The 18,485-nt window shown below is 68.5% G+C and carries 15 protein-coding genes and 1 pseudogene; 7 read left to right on the forward strand and 9 right to left on the reverse strand.

The annotated features are described in order from the left end of the window. A pseudogene (locus tag D474_RS32290) lies at nucleotides 1-184 on the forward strand (DMT family transporter); the annotation flags it as partial. Nucleotides 185-205: 21 nt separating this feature from the next. Here D474_RS32290 and D474_RS0114595 read toward each other — a convergent pair. The 6 genes from D474_RS0114595 to glnA (D474_RS0114620) form a co-directional block, all read right to left on the reverse strand. After that, nucleotides 206-793 (reverse strand): rhodanese-like domain-containing protein, encoded by a 588-nt coding sequence (locus D474_RS0114595; protein WP_017614294.1) that lies wholly within the window; start codon nucleotides 791-793, stop codon nucleotides 206-208. A gap of 113 nt (nucleotides 794-906) precedes the next feature. Continuing rightward, entirely contained in the window at nucleotides 907-2,280 is a 1,374-nt protein-coding gene (locus D474_RS0114600; RefSeq protein ID WP_017614295.1) for a rhodanese-like domain-containing protein, read from the reverse strand. 105 nt (nucleotides 2,281-2,385) lie between these two features. Beyond that, on the reverse strand, nucleotides 2,386-2,655 hold the full coding sequence (locus D474_RS0114605) for a metal-sensitive transcriptional regulator (protein WP_017614296.1): 270 nt from the start codon (nucleotides 2,653-2,655) through the stop codon (nucleotides 2,386-2,388). Nucleotides 2,656-2,746: 91 nt separating this feature from the next. Then, nucleotides 2,747-4,066 (reverse strand): TPR repeat region-containing protein, encoded by a 1,320-nt coding sequence (locus D474_RS28825; protein ID WP_449289355.1) that lies wholly within the window; start codon nucleotides 4,064-4,066, stop codon nucleotides 2,747-2,749. Beyond that, nucleotides 4,036-4,362: a hypothetical protein gene (locus D474_RS0114615; RefSeq protein ID WP_017614298.1), complete on the reverse strand. Its 327-nt coding sequence runs from the start codon at nucleotides 4,360-4,362 to the stop codon at nucleotides 4,036-4,038. The genes D474_RS28825 and D474_RS0114615 overlap by 31 nt, the downstream gene beginning before the upstream one ends. Before the next feature lie 499 nt (nucleotides 4,363-4,861). Continuing rightward, a complete protein-coding gene (gene glnA / locus D474_RS0114620) occupies nucleotides 4,862-6,223 on the reverse strand; it encodes a type I glutamate--ammonia ligase (RefSeq protein ID WP_026118493.1) in 1,362 nt (453 codons plus the stop codon). Between the two features lie 300 nt (nucleotides 6,224-6,523). On the opposite strand from glnA (D474_RS0114620), the gene D474_RS0114625 reads away from it, so the two are divergent. After that, nucleotides 6,524-8,296, forward strand: a complete 1,773-nt coding sequence (locus tag D474_RS0114625; RefSeq protein WP_017614300.1) for an NAD+ synthase — start codon at nucleotides 6,524-6,526, stop codon at nucleotides 8,294-8,296. 4 nt (nucleotides 8,297-8,300) lie between these two features. On the opposite strand, the gene D474_RS0114630 is transcribed toward D474_RS0114625, so the two are convergent. Continuing rightward, the gene (locus D474_RS0114630) at nucleotides 8,301-8,915 is read right to left on the reverse strand and encodes a dihydrofolate reductase family protein (RefSeq protein ID WP_017614301.1); all 615 of its coding nucleotides are present in this window, start codon (nucleotides 8,913-8,915) and stop codon (nucleotides 8,301-8,303) included. 212 nt (nucleotides 8,916-9,127) lie between these two features. Here D474_RS0114630 and D474_RS0114635 point away from each other — a divergent pair, with 212 nt between their 5' ends. From D474_RS0114635 to D474_RS0114645, 3 genes are all read left to right on the forward strand, one after another. Continuing rightward, nucleotides 9,128-9,736 (forward strand): DUF11 domain-containing protein, encoded by a 609-nt coding sequence (locus D474_RS0114635; RefSeq protein ID WP_017614302.1) that lies wholly within the window; start codon nucleotides 9,128-9,130, stop codon nucleotides 9,734-9,736. Nucleotides 9,737-9,821: 85 nt separating this feature from the next. Further along, a complete protein-coding gene (locus tag D474_RS0114640) occupies nucleotides 9,822-10,160 on the forward strand; it encodes a hypothetical protein (RefSeq protein ID WP_017614303.1) in 339 nt (112 codons plus the stop codon). A gap of 247 nt (nucleotides 10,161-10,407) precedes the next feature. Then, the gene (locus D474_RS0114645) at nucleotides 10,408-11,910 is read left to right on the forward strand and encodes an alpha-amylase (RefSeq protein ID WP_017614304.1); all 1,503 of its coding nucleotides are present in this window, start codon (nucleotides 10,408-10,410) and stop codon (nucleotides 11,908-11,910) included. Nucleotides 11,911-11,958: 48 nt separating this feature from the next. Here the strand turns inward: D474_RS0114645 and D474_RS0114650 are convergent, their stop codons facing one another. Beyond that, nucleotides 11,959-15,054: a bifunctional [glutamine synthetase] adenylyltransferase/[glutamine synthetase]-adenylyl-L-tyrosine phosphorylase gene (locus tag D474_RS0114650; protein WP_017614305.1), complete on the reverse strand. Its 3,096-nt coding sequence runs from the start codon at nucleotides 15,052-15,054 to the stop codon at nucleotides 11,959-11,961. 146 nt (nucleotides 15,055-15,200) lie between these two features. Here D474_RS0114650 and D474_RS0114655 point away from each other — a divergent pair, with 146 nt between their 5' ends. Next, on the forward strand, nucleotides 15,201-15,689 hold the full coding sequence (locus tag D474_RS0114655) for a glutathione peroxidase (RefSeq protein ID WP_017614306.1): 489 nt from the start codon (nucleotides 15,201-15,203) through the stop codon (nucleotides 15,687-15,689). A gap of 184 nt (nucleotides 15,690-15,873) precedes the next feature. On the opposite strand, the gene glnA (D474_RS0114660) is transcribed toward D474_RS0114655, so the two are convergent. Then, nucleotides 15,874-17,298, reverse strand: a complete 1,425-nt coding sequence (glnA, locus tag D474_RS0114660) for a type I glutamate--ammonia ligase (RefSeq protein ID WP_026118494.1) — start codon at nucleotides 17,296-17,298, stop codon at nucleotides 15,874-15,876. Between the two features lie 339 nt (nucleotides 17,299-17,637). Between glnA (D474_RS0114660) and D474_RS0114665 the strand changes: the two genes are divergently transcribed. Beyond that, nucleotides 17,638-18,147 carry an RDD family protein gene (locus tag D474_RS0114665; RefSeq protein ID WP_017614308.1) on the forward strand — a complete coding sequence of 170 codons (510 nt, stop codon included), beginning with the start codon at nucleotides 17,638-17,640 and terminating at the stop codon, nucleotides 18,145-18,147. Nucleotides 18,148-18,485 lie beyond the last annotated feature (338 nt).

Here is an 18,485-nt window from a genome sequence, read left to right on the forward strand (position 1 = left end):
CGCCTACGTGCTGGCCACCCACGGGGCGCTGGTCGGGGCGGTCGTCGTGGTGGTCGCGCTGTACCCCGTGATCCCCGTCCTGCTCGGGGTGGCGCTGCTCGGTGAGCGGCTCGCGCCCCGCCAGCTCGCGGGGTTGGCCCTGGCCGCGCTCGTCGCACCCCTGCTGTCGGTGGCCTCGCCCTGAGCGAATGGGGCCACCGGGCGCTCAGCGGCGCGAGGAGCCGTCGGCGGTGGTCAGCCGGGCCACCGAGGCCTCCACGTCCACGGCGTTGCGCGGCTGGTTGTAGGGGAGCTTGGACAACGCCATCGCCATCCCGCACGTGTTCGTCACCGCCGCGAAGGTCAGCCCGGCGCCGATGAAGGCGGCCACCCACACCGCCGGCTGCCACACCAGGCTCAGCAGCACCGACACGAGGACGATGCTGCCGGCCACCAGGCGTACCTGGCGTTCCAGGGCCCAGCGCTCCTTGCCGCGTACGACCGGTGCGCCGTCAGCCTCCCAGGCGTTCATGCCGCCGGTCATCACGGAGGCGTCGGCGAACCCGGCTCCGGCGAGCCGGTCTCGGAACTGCTCGGCACGGGGCCCGGCCTGGCAGACGAGGACCATCGGGCCGCGGGCGCCGGCGGCGAGATGCTCCAGGTGCGGGTCGGCCTGGCCCAGGGGCAGGTTCACGGAGCCGTCGATGTGGGAGCTCTCGTACTCGGCGGGCGTGCGCACGTCGACCACGAGGGCGTCGGGGTCTTGCTCGAGGAGGGCGCGCACGGAAGGGACGTCGGTGTTGCTGCTGGTCATGCGAGAACTCCGGTTTTGGATAGACGGGCTGGAAAGGCGGGCGGGGGACGTGTACGGGCTCTGGAACCCCGGGGGGTATCCGAGGGTACACGTTCCCCCGGATCACGAACGGGTCAGGCGGCGAGCATGCGGTAAGCGTGGAACCCGCCCACGAGGTCGGCCACCTGCGAATGCCCCTGCGCGCGCAGGTGGCTGGCGGCGACGCTGGAGCGGTACCCGCCGGCGCAGTGCACGACGACCGGCCGGTCGGTGGGCAGCTCCCCACCGCGTTCGGGCAGGTGGGCCAGCGGGATGTGCACCGCACCCTCGATGAACCCGCCCTCGCGTTCGGCCGAACCGCGCACGTCCACCACCACGGGTGCGTCCTCGCCCTCGAGCATGCGGGCGAGCTCGGCGGCCTCCACACGCGGGGCGCGCTCCACCTCGTCGGGAACCGAGGCCATGACGGCCTCGGGGCGCTCCAGGTACCCGGCGACGGTGTCCAACCCCACGCGGGCCAGGCGGGTCACGGCCTCCTGCTCCTGCCCGGCGGCGGCCACCACCAGGATCTGCGACCCCGGCTCGACCATCATCCCGGAGGTCTCGGCGAAGCGCCCGTCAGTGCCCACGTTGAGCGCACCGCGCAGGTGACCGGCGGAGAAGGACTGGTGGTCACGGGCGTCGACGACCACCGCACCCTCGGCCCGCAGGCGCAGGAACTCCTCCGGGGCCAACGGCCGGGCCAGTGCCTCGACGTCGACCGGGGCGCGGTCCTGTCGGTTGCGGGCGGCGTCGTAGGAGAAGTAGGCCGGGATCGCCTCCTGGCCCTCCCGTACAAGCTCCACGAACTCCGCCTCGCTCATCGGCTGCACCGCGTAGTTGGTGCGCCGCTGGTCGCCGATGGTGGACTGCCGCTCGGTCGAGATGTTCTTGCCGCACGCCGAACCGGCGCCGTGCCCGGGGAAGAGCCGGGTGGCGTCGGGCAGGGCCATGAGCTTGTTGTGCACCGAGTCGTAGAGCATCGGCGCGAGCTTCTCGGGGGAGTGCCCGAACGAGGCAGCCAGGTCGGGGCGGCCCACGTCGCCGATGAACAGGGCGTCGCCGGTCAGTACCCCGTAGGGCACTGCGTCGCCGCCGCGCTCGTACACGACGAGGCTGATGGACTCGGGCGTGTGGCCGGGGGTGTGCAGGACCTCCACCTCGACCTCGCCCAGCGTGATGCGCTCGCCCTCGGCCAGACCCCGGAAGGCGAACTCCGCCTCGGCGGTCTCCCCGTAGCCGATCCAGGCGCCGGTGCGTTCGGCGATCTCGAAGTGCCCGGAGATGAAGTCCGCGTGCAGGTGGGTGTTGATCACCCCCACGACGTCGAGGCCCTGGTCGCGTGCGTCGTCGAGGTACTCGTCCACGTCGATGCGCGGGTCGACCACGACGGCCTTCCCGGTGGTCTCGTCGCCGATGAGGTACGAGGCCTGCGAGAGGCAGTCGAGGTAGTACTGGGTCAGGATCATGCTCGCGCTCCTTCGTGGTCGTTTTGAACCCCTGGGGGTATCCGGAGGGCATAAGAACCCCCGGGGGTATATGGTGCACAGAGGGGGACTCCGGCGCCGGCCCGGTCAGGCCAGAGCGAGGAAGAGCTTCTCCAGCTGCTGCTCGGTCATCTCCGGCTCCTCGCCGCGTTCACGTGCGGCGTTGCAGTGGCGCAGACCGCTGGAGACGATCTTGAACCCGGCCCGGTCAAGGGCGCGCGAGACCGCCGCGAGCTGCTGCAACACCTCGGTGCAGTCCTCGCCCTGCTCCATCATGTCGATCACGCCGGCCAACTGCCCCTGCGCCCGTCGCAGGCGGGTCAGGGCGTCGCCGACCATCTCCGGCCTCAGCTCCATCGGTCATCACCTCACCGGCGCCAACATACCCCCTCCCGTATGCATTCCCGCGGGGGCGTGCGGTCGGCCACGCCGTGCGTGGCCGACCGGGTCAGATGCGCCCGTCGCCGCAGTCGACGTAGTCCTCGATGCTCTCGAGGTACTCGGCCTGGGTCTCGTAGGTGTCCTCGAACTCGTCGACGTAGGCCGTGACGAAATCCCATGCGTTCTCAACTGTGGCGCACCAGGTCACCTCGCTATAACGCATGAAAGTCTCGAAAGGGCCGTCGAGCCAGTTCAGGTTTCCACTCCGCACTGACCATTCTGTCTTGTCAAATTCGCCGTCGACGATGGCTTCGACGATTCCATCTTTCCCGTGTTCAATGCCCTTGGAGAGTGCCGTACCGACAACTGGAATTTTCTCTGAGAGATTTCCAGCCTCAGTTACGAAAATTCCTGTAACTTCTTCCTCTCGATCGACTTGCTCGCCAAGGTCCTGGTATCGACTCTCCGATTCCATCTTAAGCGAATGATCAAACAGGCCTTGGAGTGTGCCAGATCCGCGCGAGGTCTCGGCGCTGGCTCCGCCGCCCAGAAAGGTAGCAGATTCCATCTGATGATAAAGATCAACGGTTTCTGCTGCCTCGACTGCAGTTTCATCATTGCCCATCAAGAACTGCATGAATGTAGCTCGTTCTTCGGTGCCCATTTGGATGAATCCATCGCTATGGCGGTATTGCCCGATGCCTTGCGTGAATTGATCGTTCGTGTCGTAAACGTCGCCATTGGCGAAGCTGTAAACATGTGCATCAAACATGTCGCTCAGGCTGTGTGCAAGCTCAATATTGTATTGCGTGAAAGAGGCATTCTGGTATTCATTGCCGCCCTCCTTGAGATGAGTTCCCGTGTTCATCAGCTTTTCCGGCATATCATCGTCAGTGATGGTTTCCATGAATCCTGCGAATCCACGTCCAGCGCGACTTGACTCTTGATAGTCGTCGCTGTCGAGGTCTTCGGAGAGCCAGTCGGTGAACTGGCTGACGGTCTCACCCTCGTCATTCCACCGGTGCGTGAAGAGCCCTTCGAAGGCCTGTTCACGCTGACTGTCGTCGATGTCGACACCGAGCTCGGGGTTGTGATGGGTGCCTGTGAGCATGAAGTAGTTGGCATCCTTGTTTCGCGATGCCACATCCACGAGCGGATACATCTGAGCGTCGGTCAGGGCGTGATCATCCCCTGAGTCGCCCCAGTAGTTCGCGTACGAACCCGTGGAAAGAGCCAGGTTGGTCGACAGGCCATAGCCGCCTTGGAGGTCGTCCGTGGTCTGACCGAACATCTGGGAGAGGGCCCTGGCCTCATCCATGTAAAGATTTCTGTGGGGGTTTCGGTGAGGGCTGGAGGTCAGGACTTGAGTTCTTCCAGGGCCTCCCAGGGGCGCTCGAAGTCCTCCTGGCTCTCCACATCCGTCTCTGCAGTGTGTGCCGCGCCGTCCTGAATATGGTCTGCGATGTCGAGGCCATGGTTCTGCACGTCGATGAAATCCTGGGAATGATTTTCCTTGAAACTGCGGAACCCAGAAGCAACGTCATCGTGGCCGGCGTCCGTGGCCGCGTCGTCCACGAGCATGTCGAACATGTCAGCGAGGCCGGCCATGGCGGTCGCGAGCGCTTCCGCGTACTCACCGCCCTGCATTGACTCGATGGGATTGGCGCCGGTGCCGTCGCTCATCGTTCCTCCCTGGGGATCGATAGGAGAAGGGGAGATCAAGGATATAGCAGGCGAAGGGGTGTGATTCGCGCTCTTCGAACTGTCCGGTGGAATGTCTTCGTTGTGTCCAATGTGAGAACTAGGCGTCCACACTCAATATCGGGCGGTTCGCCCCCCCAGGTCGTTCGAAATGTGCCTGTTCGGGTGATGGCACTGTGCTGTACGTCGGCGTGGGCGGCTTTCTGTCATCCGGAGGACAGGGGGCGCCTGGACGAGAACTTGGACTGTGGCGTCCAACACACCTTCCCGGTGGCTGTTCAGGCCTACCCGTCGCCGCAGTCGACGTTGTCCTCGATGCTGGCGTTAGTCCTTGGGGCCAGGGCAACTGTTTGTTCTCTCATGGCCCATCGCTCTCCAACGGGGCGTTCGGGCAGGAATGCCGGGTTCATGACAAGGCCCCCGGACACAGGTCGGCCCCCGTCCTCCGGACGGGGGCCGAGGCCGGGGTGTGCGCTGCTCCTTACAGGGTCGGCAGATACCGCTGCAGCTCGTACGGGGTCACCTGGCGGCGGTAGGAGTTCCACTCCGCCTTCTTGTTGCGCAGGAAGAAGTCGAAGACGTGCTCGCCCAGCGTCTCGGCGACCAGCTCGCTGTTCTCCATGATGCGCAGCGCCTCGTCCAGGCTCTGCGGCAGCGGGCGGATGCCCATCGCACGCCGCTCGGCGTCGGTCAGGGCCCACACGTCGTCCTCGGCGCCCGGGGGCAGCTCGTACCCCTCCTCGATGCCCTTGAGGCCCGCGGCCAGGATCACCGCGTAGGCGAGGTAGGGGTTGCACGAGGAGTCCAGGGAGCGGATCTCGATCCGGCTCGAGTTGGACTTGCCCGGCTTGTACATCGGCACCCGCACCAGAGCGGAGCGGTTGTTGTGGCCCCAGCAGATGTAGGCAGGGGCCTCGCCGCCCGCGCCGGCGGAGGCGGCGGGGTCGTCCCACAGCCGCTTGTAGGAGTTCACCCACTGGTTGGTCACGGCCGCGATCTCGTCGGCGTGCCGCAGGAGGCCCGCGATGAAGCCGCGCCCGACCTTGGAGAGCTGGTAGTCGGCGCCCGGCTCGTAGAAGGCGTTCCGGTCGCCCTCGAACAGCGACAGGTGCGTGTGCATGCCCGAGCCGGGGTACTCGGTGAAGGGCTTGGGCATGAAGGTCGCGTAGACCCCCTGCTCCATCGCCACCTCCTTCATCACGAGCCGGAAGGTCATGATGTTGTCGGCGGTGGTGAGCGCGTCGGCGTAGCGCAGGTCGATCTCCTGCTGGCCGGGACCGCCCTCGTGGTGGCTGAACTCCACCGAGATGCCCATCGCCTCGAGCATGTTGATGGCGTTGCGACGGAAGTCGTGCGCGCTGTTGTGCGGCGTGTGGTCGAAGTACCCGCCCAGGTCGTTGGGCTCGGGGAATTCCCCGTGCTCGGGCATCTTCTTGAGCAGGTAGAACTCGATCTCGGGGTGCGTGTAGAACGTGAACCCGAGGTCGGAGGCCTTGCCGAGCTGGCGCTTGAGCACGTGCCGCGGATCGGCGGGCGAGGGCGAACCGTCGGGCATCAGGATGTCGCAGTACATGCGCGCGGTCCCGTGCGGCTCGTTGCGCCAGGGCAGGGGCTGGAACGTCGAAGGGTCGGGCTGGGCGAGCATGTCGGCCTCGTAGACGCGCGCGAATCCCTCGATGGCCGATCCGTCGAAGCCGATGCCCTCCGAGAAGGCGGCCTCCAGCTCTGCGGGCGCGATCGCCACGGACTTGAGGTACCCGAGCACGTCGGTGAACCACAGCCGTACGAACCGGATGTCGCGCTCCTCAAGTGTGCGGAGCACGAATTCCTGCTGACGATTCACGTTCAACCTTCCTCGATGCCGGTCGGTCCGGGCGGGTGGTCCACGGGCGCGCGGACCGGCCGGACGTCGTGTCCCATCACCAGTGTGCCGTGTGGATATTTCCGCCGGGTTTCCGAACCGCAGCTCCGGTCCGTCTGATTCTCGGCTCCTCCCCACACGGGATGGCCTGCGGTAAGGGTGCCTCACTCGCCCTCCTCGGGGCGAATCGCCGCCGGCTCCTTCCGGGGCGCGCCGGAAGCCCGCCCACACGCCCGTTTCGTTGACCCCTCGGCGTAACACGGCCGGGCTAGTGTCGGGCGCGTGAGACAGCTCCGCATCGCACTCGCGCAGGTCGATCCCGTCGTCGGCGACCTCGAGGGCAACAGGGCCCTGGTCGTCCAGCACACCCGTCGGGCCGCGGGGGAGGGGGTGCACCTGGTCCTGTTCCCCGAGATGGTCCTCACCGGTTATCCCGTGGAGGACCTCGCCCTACGGGACTCCTTCGTGTCGGCATCGGTGAAGGCGACCCGAGCCCTGGCCCGGGACCTCGACCACGAGGGTCTGGGGGAGCTGCCGGTCGTGGTGGGTTTCCTGTCCCGCCGCGAGGGCGTGCCGTCCCGCACCGGCCAACCCTCCGGTGCGCCGCAGAACGCCGTCGCGGTGCTGCACCGCGGCGAGGTCGTGCTCACCTCGGCCAAGCACCACCTGCCCAACTACGGGGTCTTCGACGAGTTCCGCAATTTCGTGCCCGGCGACACCCTGGGGCTCCTGCGTGTGCGCGGTGTGGACGTGGCGCTGGCGGTGTGCGAGGACCTCTGGCAGGAGGGCGGGCCCGTGGACGCCGCCGGCACCGTGGGAGCCGACCTGCTCGCGGTGCTCAACGGTTCGCCCTACGAGCGCGACAAGGACGACGTGCGCCTGGACCTGTGCCAGGCGCGGTCCCGACGCATCAATGCCGCCCTGGCCTACGTGAACATGGTCGGAGGCCAGGACGACCTGGTCTTCGAGGGCGATTCGCTGGTGGTCGACGCCGAGGGCGAGCTGGTGGCGCGGGCCCCGCAGTTCACCGAGGAGCTGCTGGTCGCCGACCTCGAGCTCCCCGCGGCCGGCCGGCGCTCCGACCCCGCGCCGGACCTCGTCCATGGTCTGCGGGTGCGCCGCCGGACCGTCTCCGAGGACCCGGTGGCGCCGTACCCGCCGCGTGCCAACACGGTCACCCCCAGGCCGGATCCGCGTTCCGACGTCGGCGAGGTCTACCGCGCCCTGGTCACCGGGCTGCGCAGCTACGTGCTCAAGAACGGGTTCTCCTCGGTGCTCGTGGGGGTCTCCGGCGGCATCGACTCCGCACTCGCGGCCACGGTGGCGGTGGACGCGCTCGGCCCGGACCTGGTGCACGGGGTGCTCATGCCGGGTGAGCACTCCAGCGCCCACTCGGTCTCCGACGCCGAGGAACTGGCCCGTCGGCAGGGGTTCCCGGTGCGCACGGTCGAGATCGGCCCGATGGTGGAGTCCTTCGAGGCCGCCGCCGAGCAGGCCGCCAGCCCACTGCACGGGCTCGCCGCGGAGAACCTGCAGGCGCGGGTGCGGGGCACGTTCCTGATGAGCCTGTCCAACCAGGAGGGGCATCTGGTGCTGGCCACCGGCAACAAGAGCGAGGCGGCCACCGGGTACTCGACCCTGTACGGCGACTCCGTGGGCGGGTTCGCACCCCTCAAGGACTGCTGGAAGACGCTAGTGTGGGAGCTCGCCGAGTGGCGCAACGCAGACGCCGAACGCGGCGGGCACGTACCGCCGATCCCGGAGAACTCCATCGCGAAACCCCCCAGCGCCGAGCTGGGTCCGGACCAGTTCGACACCGACTCCCTGCCGGACTACGCGGTGCTCGACGCCGTCCTGGACGCCTACGTGGGTACCGACGAGGGCGAGGCCGAGCTCGTGTTCGCGGGCTTCGACCCGGACCTGGTGCGGCGGGTCATCCGCATGGTCGACCGTGCCGAGTACAAGCGGCGCCAGAGCGCTCCGGGTACCAAGATCAGCGCCCGTAACCTCAGTCGCGACCGCCGCCTGCCGATGACCAACCGCTGGACCGTCTGACCCGTCACCCCGCCCCTGTCACTCCACGGGCGCGGCGGAACAGCGTGTAGTCGCTCCCTTGCTCGAAGACGGTGCTCTCCACCCGCTCGAAGGAGGCCGGGTCGAAGTCCGCGCCCTCGAAGAACGCCTTCCCCGACCCGGCGACGACGGGGTAGCGCTTGATCATGAGCTCGTCGATCTCCGGCAGCAGGAGTCCGGCGATTGCGGGGCCGCCGACCAGGCAGACGCCCAGGGGCCCTGCCTCTGCCTTGAGAGCGCGGACAGCTCCCACGGGGTCCTCGGCCACCACCGTGACGTTCTGGTCGATGTCCGCGGGCAACGTGCGTGAGAAGACGTACTCGCGCATGTGCGAGTAGGGGCTGGTCACCCCGATGTCGAGCGCGACCTGGTAGGAACCGCGGCCCTGGAGCACGGTGTCGAAGTGCCGGTCGGGTACGTCAACGCCCAGATGTGCCCGCACGTGCGTGGGCAGCAGCTCCGGGTACTCCTCGACGTGGAACCTCCCGTTGTCCCCGAGCTCGCCCGACTCCGCGTCCGGGTCGAAGAAGTCGAAGGAACCGTCGGGGGCGCAGACGAAGCCGTCCAGTGAGACCGCCACGGAATAGGTCAGAGTGCGCACGCTGCCTCCAGGGGGTCGAGGGCCCGACCGTAGAAGCATGGCACGTTCCGAGGGTGCACGGGGGTGGACGGCGCCCGCGCAGGTGGCCGAATACGGACAAAGGCCGCCGGTGGCCGGAGACTTCTCCTGGTGATGCGTGTCACCGACCGGGATCGTTCGCCCACTCATAGTTGTCTTGTCCTGTTCGAGTGTTCAGGGACAGGAGGCGCAGGATGACTCGGATCGTGCGGAGAGTCTGGTGGGCCGTGGTGGGCCGTGTCGGAGCGGGCGCGGCGGGGCTCATGGTGGCGGCCTCGGCGCCGGCGGCGGCCGAACCCGCGGAGGGGCAGGGGGAACCGCTCGTGGGGGTCTCGCTCAACGGTGTCGAGGGGCCGGTCGAACCGGGGGAGGAGGTCCGGTTCCGCATCACAGTGGTCAACAGCGACCGAGCGTCGATGGAGCAGGCCCTGCTCGCCCAGCACGTGCCCGACGACATGGAGATCGTCTCCGCCGGGCGTGACGGTGTGGTCGAGGACAGCATCGCCAACTGGGTGGTCGACGTCCCGCCCGGCGAGGAGACCGAGTACACCGTGACGGCCCGCCTGAACGAGGACGTCCGTCCCGGAAGGCAGCTCGGGAGCACAGCGTGCCTGCTCCTGGAACGTGAGGCCGAGCCGACCGCGTGTGCCACCGAGGGCGTCGCGGTGGCCGAGGAGACCGTGGTCGCCAAGGCAGCGGGCGCGGTCGACGGCCAGAACGCGCTGCGCGTGGCGGGCGCGGGGCTCGTGCTCCTGCTGGCGTGGTTGCTCTGGCGCCAGAGGACGTTCTTCCTGGCCCACTGACCCGTTCCGGAGGTGCATGCGCTTCGTTACGTCAGTGTGTCGACAAAACGGACTGAACAACTACAAGCAGTAGTAGTCTGGGCGCATGAGCATCCTCGCATCCTTCCTTCTCTTCCTGCACATGATCGGCCTGGCCGGCATCCTCGCCGGTGCCCTCATGCAGCTGATGACCGACAACGCCAAGTCGGTCAAGGTCCTGCTGCACAGCGCCCTCCTGCAGCTCGTCAGCGGCATCGCCCTCGTCGGTGTCTACGAGATGGGCGACCTCGACGACGTCAACCACATGAAGATCGGCGTCAAGCTCGTGATCGCCCTGGCGATCGTCGTCGTCGGTTTCGTCGACAAGCGCAACCCGGCCACGAAGCTGGCCGCGGCCGCCGGTCTGCTCGGTGTCCTCAACATCGGTCTCGCCGTCTTCTGGTGATGCACGCCCGCGCGGTGCCCGCACGCCGCGCGCCGGTTCCGGAACGGGGGCGGCACGGACTCGCAGGTCCGTGCCGCCCCCGCTTTCTTGCGTTCACTTGCGTGAATTTTCCTCCGTGGGCACCCGTTCACACGGCCGCACTCGTCTGTTACCTTCGTCACTCGCGCGCAAAGTCTTGCAAGTTCTGCAAGGTAACGTCGTCGAGGGTGGTACCGCCTTCGACGCACCCCCTGTTAAGGAGCGCACGATGACAACCCTCCGGATCGGCGCGGTCGCCGGCGCCCTGGTGCTCGGGGCCGGACTGCTCGCTGCCTCTGGGGCCTCCACCCCGACCGAGACGCAGCCGGCCGCGGCAGCACAACCCCCGCAGGCGCAGCAGGCCCCCGAGGACGGAACGATCGTCCACCTCTTCCAATGGACCTGGGACTCCGTCGCCCAGGAGTGCACCGACTTCCTCGGCCCCGAGGGCTTCACCGGGGTACAGGTCTCCCCGCCCCAGGAACACGTCGTCGAAGAACACAGCGAGGGCGGAAACTACCCCTGGTGGCAGGATTACCAGCCCGTCTCCTACCAGCTCGACAACACCCGGCGCGGCACCGTCGACGACTTCCAGGACATGGTCGACACATGTGCTGACAACGGTGTGCGCATCTACGTCGACGCCGTGATCAACCACATGACCGGCCCGGAGTCCGGAACCGGCAGCAACGGCACCGAGTGGAGCAAGTACGAGTACCCCGACCTGTACGGTGACGGCGAGTACGGCTACGGGCACGACGACTTCGGACCCTGCTTCGACGAGATCACCGACTGGGACGACCGGGAGCAGATCCAGGAGTGCGAGCTCGTTCAGCTGGCCGACCTGGACACCGGCTCCGAATACGTCCAGGATCGGCTCGTGCAGTACCTCAACGGCCTCATCGGCATGGGTGTGGCCGGGTTCCGCGTCGACGCCACCAAGCACGTGCAGGTCGAGCACGTCGACGCGATCTTCTCCCAGCTCGACGACGTCCCCGGCTGGGGCGGGCAGCCGCACGTCTACCACGAGGTCATCGGTGACGAGACGATCCCCTACACCGATTACACCGACCACGGCCAGATCACCAACTTCGACCACCACCGCGCCCTGTCGCACAGCTTCGCCGACGGTGACATCGCCGGTCTCACCGAGATGCCCGACCACGGAGGCCTGACCTCCGAGGAGGCCGTGGTCTTCGTCGACAACCACGACAGCCAGCGTTACGAGCCGATCCTCACCTACGAGGACGGAGACCGCTACCACCTGGCCACAGCGTTCCTGCTCGCCCACCCCTACGGCACACCCGTGGTGATGTCGGGCTACGACTTCGAGGGCAATATCGCCGAGGGCCCGCCTAGCACCGGCGAGGAGGACGGCAACCCCGCCGGGTGGATCACCGAGGAAGCCGACTGCGACAACACCTCGGAGTGGACCTGCGACCACCGGAACGAGGCGGTCGCAGGCATGGCCGAGTTCCGCACCGCCACGGCCGGCACCGGTCTGGAGGAGCGCTACCGCGACGGCGAGTCCCGGGTGGCCTTCGACCGCGGTGAGGACGGCTTCGCGGCCTTCAACGCCACCGACAGCGAATGGGAGCTCGACGCCGAGACCTCCCTGCCCGACGGCGACTACCCCAACGCCGCGGGGCCGGGCACCGTCACCGTCTCCGACGGACAGGTGCAGGCCACCGTGCCCGCCGACGGCGCCGTGGCTCTGCACACCGGCGACTGACGTCGGGGCCGCAACGGTGGCGCCCCCGCACACACGGGGGCGCCACCCTCAGTCGTCGTAGAAGACGCGCTCCATCACGGCCCGCGCCCGCCGCGTCGACCGCAGGTACTCGTCGGTGAGCTGCTCCGACGGGCCCTCGGGGTCGGCGCCCTCGGCATCCGAAGCCGGATCCGCTTCCTCACCGTCCTCCTCGTCCCCGGCCTCGTCATCGGAGCCGGAACCGAAGCCCATCGCCTCGGCCAGCGCACCGCGAACCCGCAGGTCGGAGGGGAGCGAGTCCCCGCCCCGGCCGCGCACCAGCATGATCATCCCGCGCACGCGCGAGGCCAACTTCCAGGCGTGCTCGAGCACCGCGCCGTCGTCGGCCGCGACCAACCCGTGCGCCACCACCAGGTCCAGGGCCGCCAACGTCCGGGTCGTGCGCAGGTCGGGGTACTCGTGGGCATGCCGCAGCTGCAACAGCTGGACGACCCACTCCACGTCCGAGAGCCCGCCGCGCCCGAGCTTCGTGTGCAGGGTCGGGTCGGCCCCGCGCGGCAGCCGCTCGGCCTCCATCCGGGCCTTGAGCTTGCGGATCTCCAGCACCGCCGAGCCGTCCGGACCGCCTTCGGGGTAACGGAGCGGGTCCACCAGTGCGAGGAAGTCCGTGCCGAGTTCGCGGTCGCCGGCGATCGGCCGGGCCCGCAGCAGCGCCTGGCTCTCCCACACCTGCGACCAGCGCCCGTAGTAGGCGGCGTACGACTCCAGGGTTCGCACCATCGGGCCGCTGCGGCCCTCCGGGCGCAGGTCGGTGTCGACCTTCAGCGGCGGCTCGGCGGCCGGGACCTCCAGCAACCGTGCCAGCTCCCGCACGACAGCCATCGCCTGCTGGGTGGCCGAGCCCGTATCCACACCGGGGAGCGGATCGTGCACGTACATCACGTCGGCGTCGCTGGCGTAGGTCAGCTCCCCACCGCCGAACCGGCCCATCGCCACCACACACACCCGGGTGAGCTCCCGGCCCCCGTCGGCCGCCACCACGCGGGCGCGTGCCACCCGCAGGGCCGCGTCGATCGTGACCTCGGCGATGTCGGTGAGTGCCTCGCCGACCTCTGTCACCGACGACACGCCGAGCAGGTCGGCCGCGGCCGTGCGCAGCAGCTCGCGTCGGCGCAGCGCCCGCACCGCCGACACCGACTCCTCGTCCGTGTCGTACCGCCTCAGCGCAGCGTCGGCCTCTGCAGTGAGTACCTCGGGCCTGCGGCGCAGCAGATCCTCGTCGTCGTCCAGCAGCGCCACTGCGTCCGGGGCCCGCAGGAGAAGCTCGGTCACGTAGCGGCTCGTGCCGAGCAACCACGCCATGCGCTCGGCCACCCGCACGTCGTCGCGCAACAGGCGCAGATACCAGGGGGTCGTGCCCAACGCATCGCTGACCTGCCGGAACCCCAGCAACCCCGCGTCCGGGTCGGGGGAGTCGGCGAACCAGCCCAGCATCACCGGAAGCAGGGTGCGTTGGATCGACGCCCGCCGCGACAACCCCGACGTCAGCGACTCCAGGTGGCGCAGCGCCCCCGCCGGGTCCGCGAAACCCAGCGCCTCCAGGCGGACTCGGGCCTGGTCGGGCGACAGACGCGCCTCGTCTCCGGGCAGCTGCGCGACCGCGTTGAGCAGTGGACGGTAGAAGAGCTTCTCGTGCAGGCGCCGCACCTTTGCCGACACCTGCTTGCGCGCCTCGGTCAGCTCGGTGACCGGGTTGGCGGTGAACCCCAGCGCCCGGCCCAGCCGCCGCAGCTGTGCGGGGCCCTCCTGTGTTCCCGGATCCGGCATCAGATGGGTGCGCCGCAACCGGTCCAGTTGCAGGATGTGCTCGGCCCGGCGCAGGAAACGGTAGGCCTCGGCCAGGCCCGCCGCGTCAGTGCGCCCCACGTACCCGTACTCCGACAGGGCGGTGAGCGCCTCCAACGTGTTGGCCGAACGCAGCCGGTCGTCGGCACGGCCGTGTACGAGCTGGAGCAGCTGAACGGAGAACTCGATGTCGCGCAGGCCGCCCGGGCCCAGTTTCAACTCGCGCTCGTCCTGTCCGGCGGGGATGTGCTGGACCACACGACGCCGCATGGCTTGCACGTCTTCCACGAAGTCCTTGCGCGCGGAGGCCTCCCACACCATCGGGGTGATCGCCTCCATGTAGTCCAGGCCCAGCTGCAGGTCGCCCGCGATCGGCCGGGCCTTGAGCAGCGCCTGGAACTCCCACGTCTTGGCCCAGCGCTCGTAGTAGGCCAGGTGGCTCGACAGCGGACGCACCAGGGGGCCGTTGCGCCCTTCCGGACGCAGCGCCGGGTCGACCTCCCACAGGGTCCCCTCGGCATCGGTCTCGGTCGGCACCCGCATCATCGCGGTGGCCAGGCGGGTGGCCGCCGCCATTGCCACGCTCTCGGCGATCGCGACACCCTCGGAGTCCACGGTCGGCTCGGCGACGAACACCACGTCCACGTCGCTGACGTAGTTGAGCTCGCGGCCCCCGCACTTGCCCATGCCGATGACCGCGATCCGGCACAGGGCCGCGTCCTCGGGGTGGTGGTGGCGGGCCACTGCAAGGGACGCGTCCAGCATCGCGGCGGCGAGGTCGGCCAGCTCCGCGGAGGTCTCCTGTACGCCGGCCGTGCCGGTCAGATCGCGCCCGGCCAGGCGCAGGAGCCGGCGCCGGTAGGCCACACGCAGGGCGTGTCGGAGGGTGTCGGAGGATCCGTCCTCGAACTCGGCGGCGGTCGGTGCCTCCGCGTCCGGGTCGGCACCCACGGTGTGCAGAAAGCCGCGGCGCAGCTCCTCCGGGGCGGGGGAGCGCGCTGCGTCCGGGCCGCGCAGTTCCCGCCAGTCGCCGGGGTGGCGCACGAGGTGGTCGGTCAGGGCGGTGCTCGTGCCCATGACGTGGCACAGCCGTGCCCGCAATTCGGGCTCCTCGCGCAGGGCCGCCAGAACCTCGCCGGGGGAGGTGTCGGCCTCGAGCACACGCAGGAGGCCCAGGAGTGCCTGGTCGGGGTCGGGGGCGCCGGCGAGCGCGTCGACGACGGCGAGGTCGTCCTGCGCGTCGAGCCCTGCCTCCTCCACCAGGCGCAGGGCCCGGGGGCTGTCGCTGAAACCGCGTCTGGCGAGCGCGCCTGCTGTCATGTTCGTTCTTCCGTTGCTGGCCACTCGTCCACGTTAAGCCCGCCCCGAAGGCCTGCCCGAACCCGCATCCCTTGCCGGACAGCGGCATGACGAGGGGACGGGCATACCGTTGCGGGGACCGACACCCGTACAGCCAAGGGAGTGACATGTCCGTCCTCGACGTCGAGATCGGTGCCCTCACCGGCGGCCCGGCCGAGCTGGACCGCCACCGGGGCAAGGCCGTCCTGGTCGTCAACGTGGCGTCCCAGTGTGGGCTGACCCCGCAGTACACCGCCCTGGAGGAGCTGCAGCAGCGCTACGCCGGCCGCGGCTTCACCGTCCTGGGTGTGCCCTGCAACCAGTTCATGGGGCAGGAGCCCGGCACCGCCGAGGAGATCTCCACGTTCTGCTCGACCACCTACGGCACGACCTTCCCGATGACCGAGAAGGTCGACGTCAACGGCGACGACCGCCACCCGCTCTACACCGGGCTGGTCGGGGCCGCCGACGCCGGGGGCCACACCGGGGACGTCCGCTGGAACTTCGAGAAGTTCCTCATCGCCCCGGACGGCACCGTCGCGGCGCGCTTCGGTCCGCAGACCGAGCCCGGTTCGGAGGAGGTCGTCAAGGGGATCGAGTCCGTGCTGCCCGGCTAGGGTCTGTTCGGTGGAGGCCTTCCGTTGCTCCGGCCGGCTGGGGCGCCGCGCAGCAGGTGATCGGTGTTCACCGAACAACACACCTAGGACTGCAGGGGGACTCGGTCCCACAAGGGAAACGAGGGAGGCCGTCGACAGTGTCGGGAACACCGTCGACGGCCTCTCTCAGAGCCCCGCGGGACCCTCAGATGTCGTAGTAGAGCTCGAACTCACGCGGGTGCGGGCGCAGGCGCAGGGAGTCGATCTCCTCGGTGCGCTTGAAGTCGATGTAGGTCTCGATGAGGTCCTTGGTGAAGACACCGCCCTCGAGCAGGAACTCGTGGTCGTTCTCGAGGGCCTCCAGAGCCTCGTCCAGCGACGCCGGGACCGTCTCGATGGCCTTGGCCTCCTGGGGAGGCAGCTCGTAGAGGTCCTTGTCGACCGGCTCCGGCGGCTCGATCTTGTTCTTGATGCCGTCGATGCCGGCCATCAGCATGGCGGAGAAGGCCAGGTAGGGGTTGGCCGACGGGTCCGGAACGCGGAACTCGATGCGCTTGGCCTTCGGATTCGACCCGGTCAGCGGCAGGCGGATGCAGGCAGAACGGTTGCGCTGGCTGTAGACCAGGTTGATCGGGGCCTCGTAACCCGGCACCAGGCGGTGGAAGGAGTTCACCGTCGGGTTGGTGAAGGCCAGCAGCGCGGGGGCGTGCTTGAGCAGGCCGCCGATGTAGTGGCGCGCGGTGTCGGAGAGCTGGCCGTAACCGGACTCGTCGAAGAACAGCGGCTCGCCGTCCTTCCACAGGCTCTGGTGGCAGTGCATGCCGGAGCCGTTGTCGCCGTAGAGCGGCTTGGGCATGAACGTGGCGGTCTTGCCGGCCTCGTTCGCGACGTTCTTGACGATGTACTTGTACAGCTGGACGCGGTCGGCCTCGGCGAGGAGCGTGCCGAACTTGATCCCGATCTCGGCCTGGCCGGCGGTGCCGACCTCGTGGTGCTGCAGCTCGACGTCCAGACCGGAGTCGATGAGGGAGCGGACCATGTCCGAACGCAGGTCGCTGTAGTGGTCGACCGGCTCGACGGGGAAGTAACCGCCCTTGTAACGCGGACGGTAACCCCGGTTGCCGCCTTCGATGGTGGAACCGGTGTTCCAGGCGCCCTCGATCGAGTCGATCTCGTAGTAACCCGTGTTCGAGCGGGTCTCGAACTTGACGTCGTCGAAGATGTAGAACTCGGCCTCGGGGCCGAAGAACGCGGTGTCGGCCACGCCGGAGCCGCGCAGGAAGGCCTCAGCCTTGCGGGCGACGTTACGCGGGTCGCGGCTGTAGGAGTCCAGCGTGATCGGGTCGTGCACGAAGAACGTCATGTTCAGCGTCTTGTGCTTGCGGAACGGGTCCAGGACACCCGTGCTCAGGTCGGGGAGCAGGAGCATGTCCGACTCGTGGATGGCCTGGAAGCCGCGGATCGAGGAGCCGTCGAACATCTGGCCCTCGGTGAACGTCTTCTCGTCGACGTTCTCGACGGGGAGGGTAACGTGGTTCACGCCACCGAACAGGTCCGTGAATCGGACGTCGAGAAACTTGACGTCCTCCTTCTGGATGTAGGCGAGAACCTCGTCGACGCTGCTGAACAAAACGGAACCTCCGTGCAGATAGCTGAGACGGTGGAGCCGGGTCCGCTCCGTCGCGGACGACATCGGATCGCATCCGCCTCCCGGCTTCGTTCTCGAAGCTAGGAGGGCGCGGTTTCCACGCCATGTCTCGATTGTTTCTCGCATGTTACGGACTCTGCTGTTTCCGCAGACCACCTACCCCGTTCGTGCGGTTTCCCCCGCCATGTGGGCGAATCGGGGCGTTTCGGGGGAGGTCGGCGGCCTGCGGTGTGGCATGGGCCATGTTCGGCGAAGGGCCTCCGGCAGGCCCTCGTTGCACCCCGGCGCAGGCGTCGGCGGTCTGCCGATACCGTGAGGAACATGAGTGACGAGAGCCGGTCGGGCGCTGCTGCCACCGACCCCGACGACGACTTCCTTTACCGGGGCAGCCGCCTCGGGCTGCCGGAGAACGGGCCCGGTTCCGTTCCCGGCGTGATGCGCCGGCTCGTGGGTCTGGCCCTGGACTGGCTCTTGGCCACCCTCATCGTGACGGGCGCCCTCAACGCCGGCCTCATCGGGCAGGAGCTCTCGCTGGCCGCCGAGGGCGGTGGAGAGCCCGAGGCGCTCGCGTTGACCAACTTCACCACGGTCTCCACCCTCGTGGTCTTCGCTGCCGTGAACATCCTCCTGCTCACGCTCTTCGGCACCTCTGTCGGGCGCCGTCTCGTCGGCGTGGGCATCATCGCCACGGGAGAGCGTTCCTGGCCCTGGTTCGTCTCCATGGCCGTGCGCACCCTGCTGCTGTGCCTGGTCATCCCCGCCGTCGTCTACGACCGCGACACCCGCGGCCTGCACGACCGCGCCGCAGGGACCATCACCACGCGTTACTGAGGTCCCAGCGCCGGAGGCACCGGTGCGGCCCCCGCCGCGGGTGTGCCGGACGGTTCCGGGCAGGTGACGATCGCTGCTGCGCACGTACGCTCCGGTCTCCGCATCCTGCTAGCATCCGTCCATCACATCTCCCTGGGGCCTCGCCGATCCCACGGACGCGGTGCCCCACCTCCTCAGGCCTCGCACCTCGAAGGTTCCTCTCCTCATGGCTGGAAAACGCTCCGCCCCCCTGTCCTCGGGCGCACTGGGCGCCGTCCGTATGTCGACCGGCCAATGGGTCGCGACCATCGTGACGGCGCTCGCGATCATCGTGAGCTTGGGCGCCTACGGCTGGGGGG

This window comes from Nocardiopsis salina YIM 90010, assembly GCF_000341025.1.
GTDB classification, from domain to species: Bacteria; Actinomycetota; Actinomycetes; order Streptosporangiales; family Streptosporangiaceae; genus Nocardiopsis; species Nocardiopsis salina.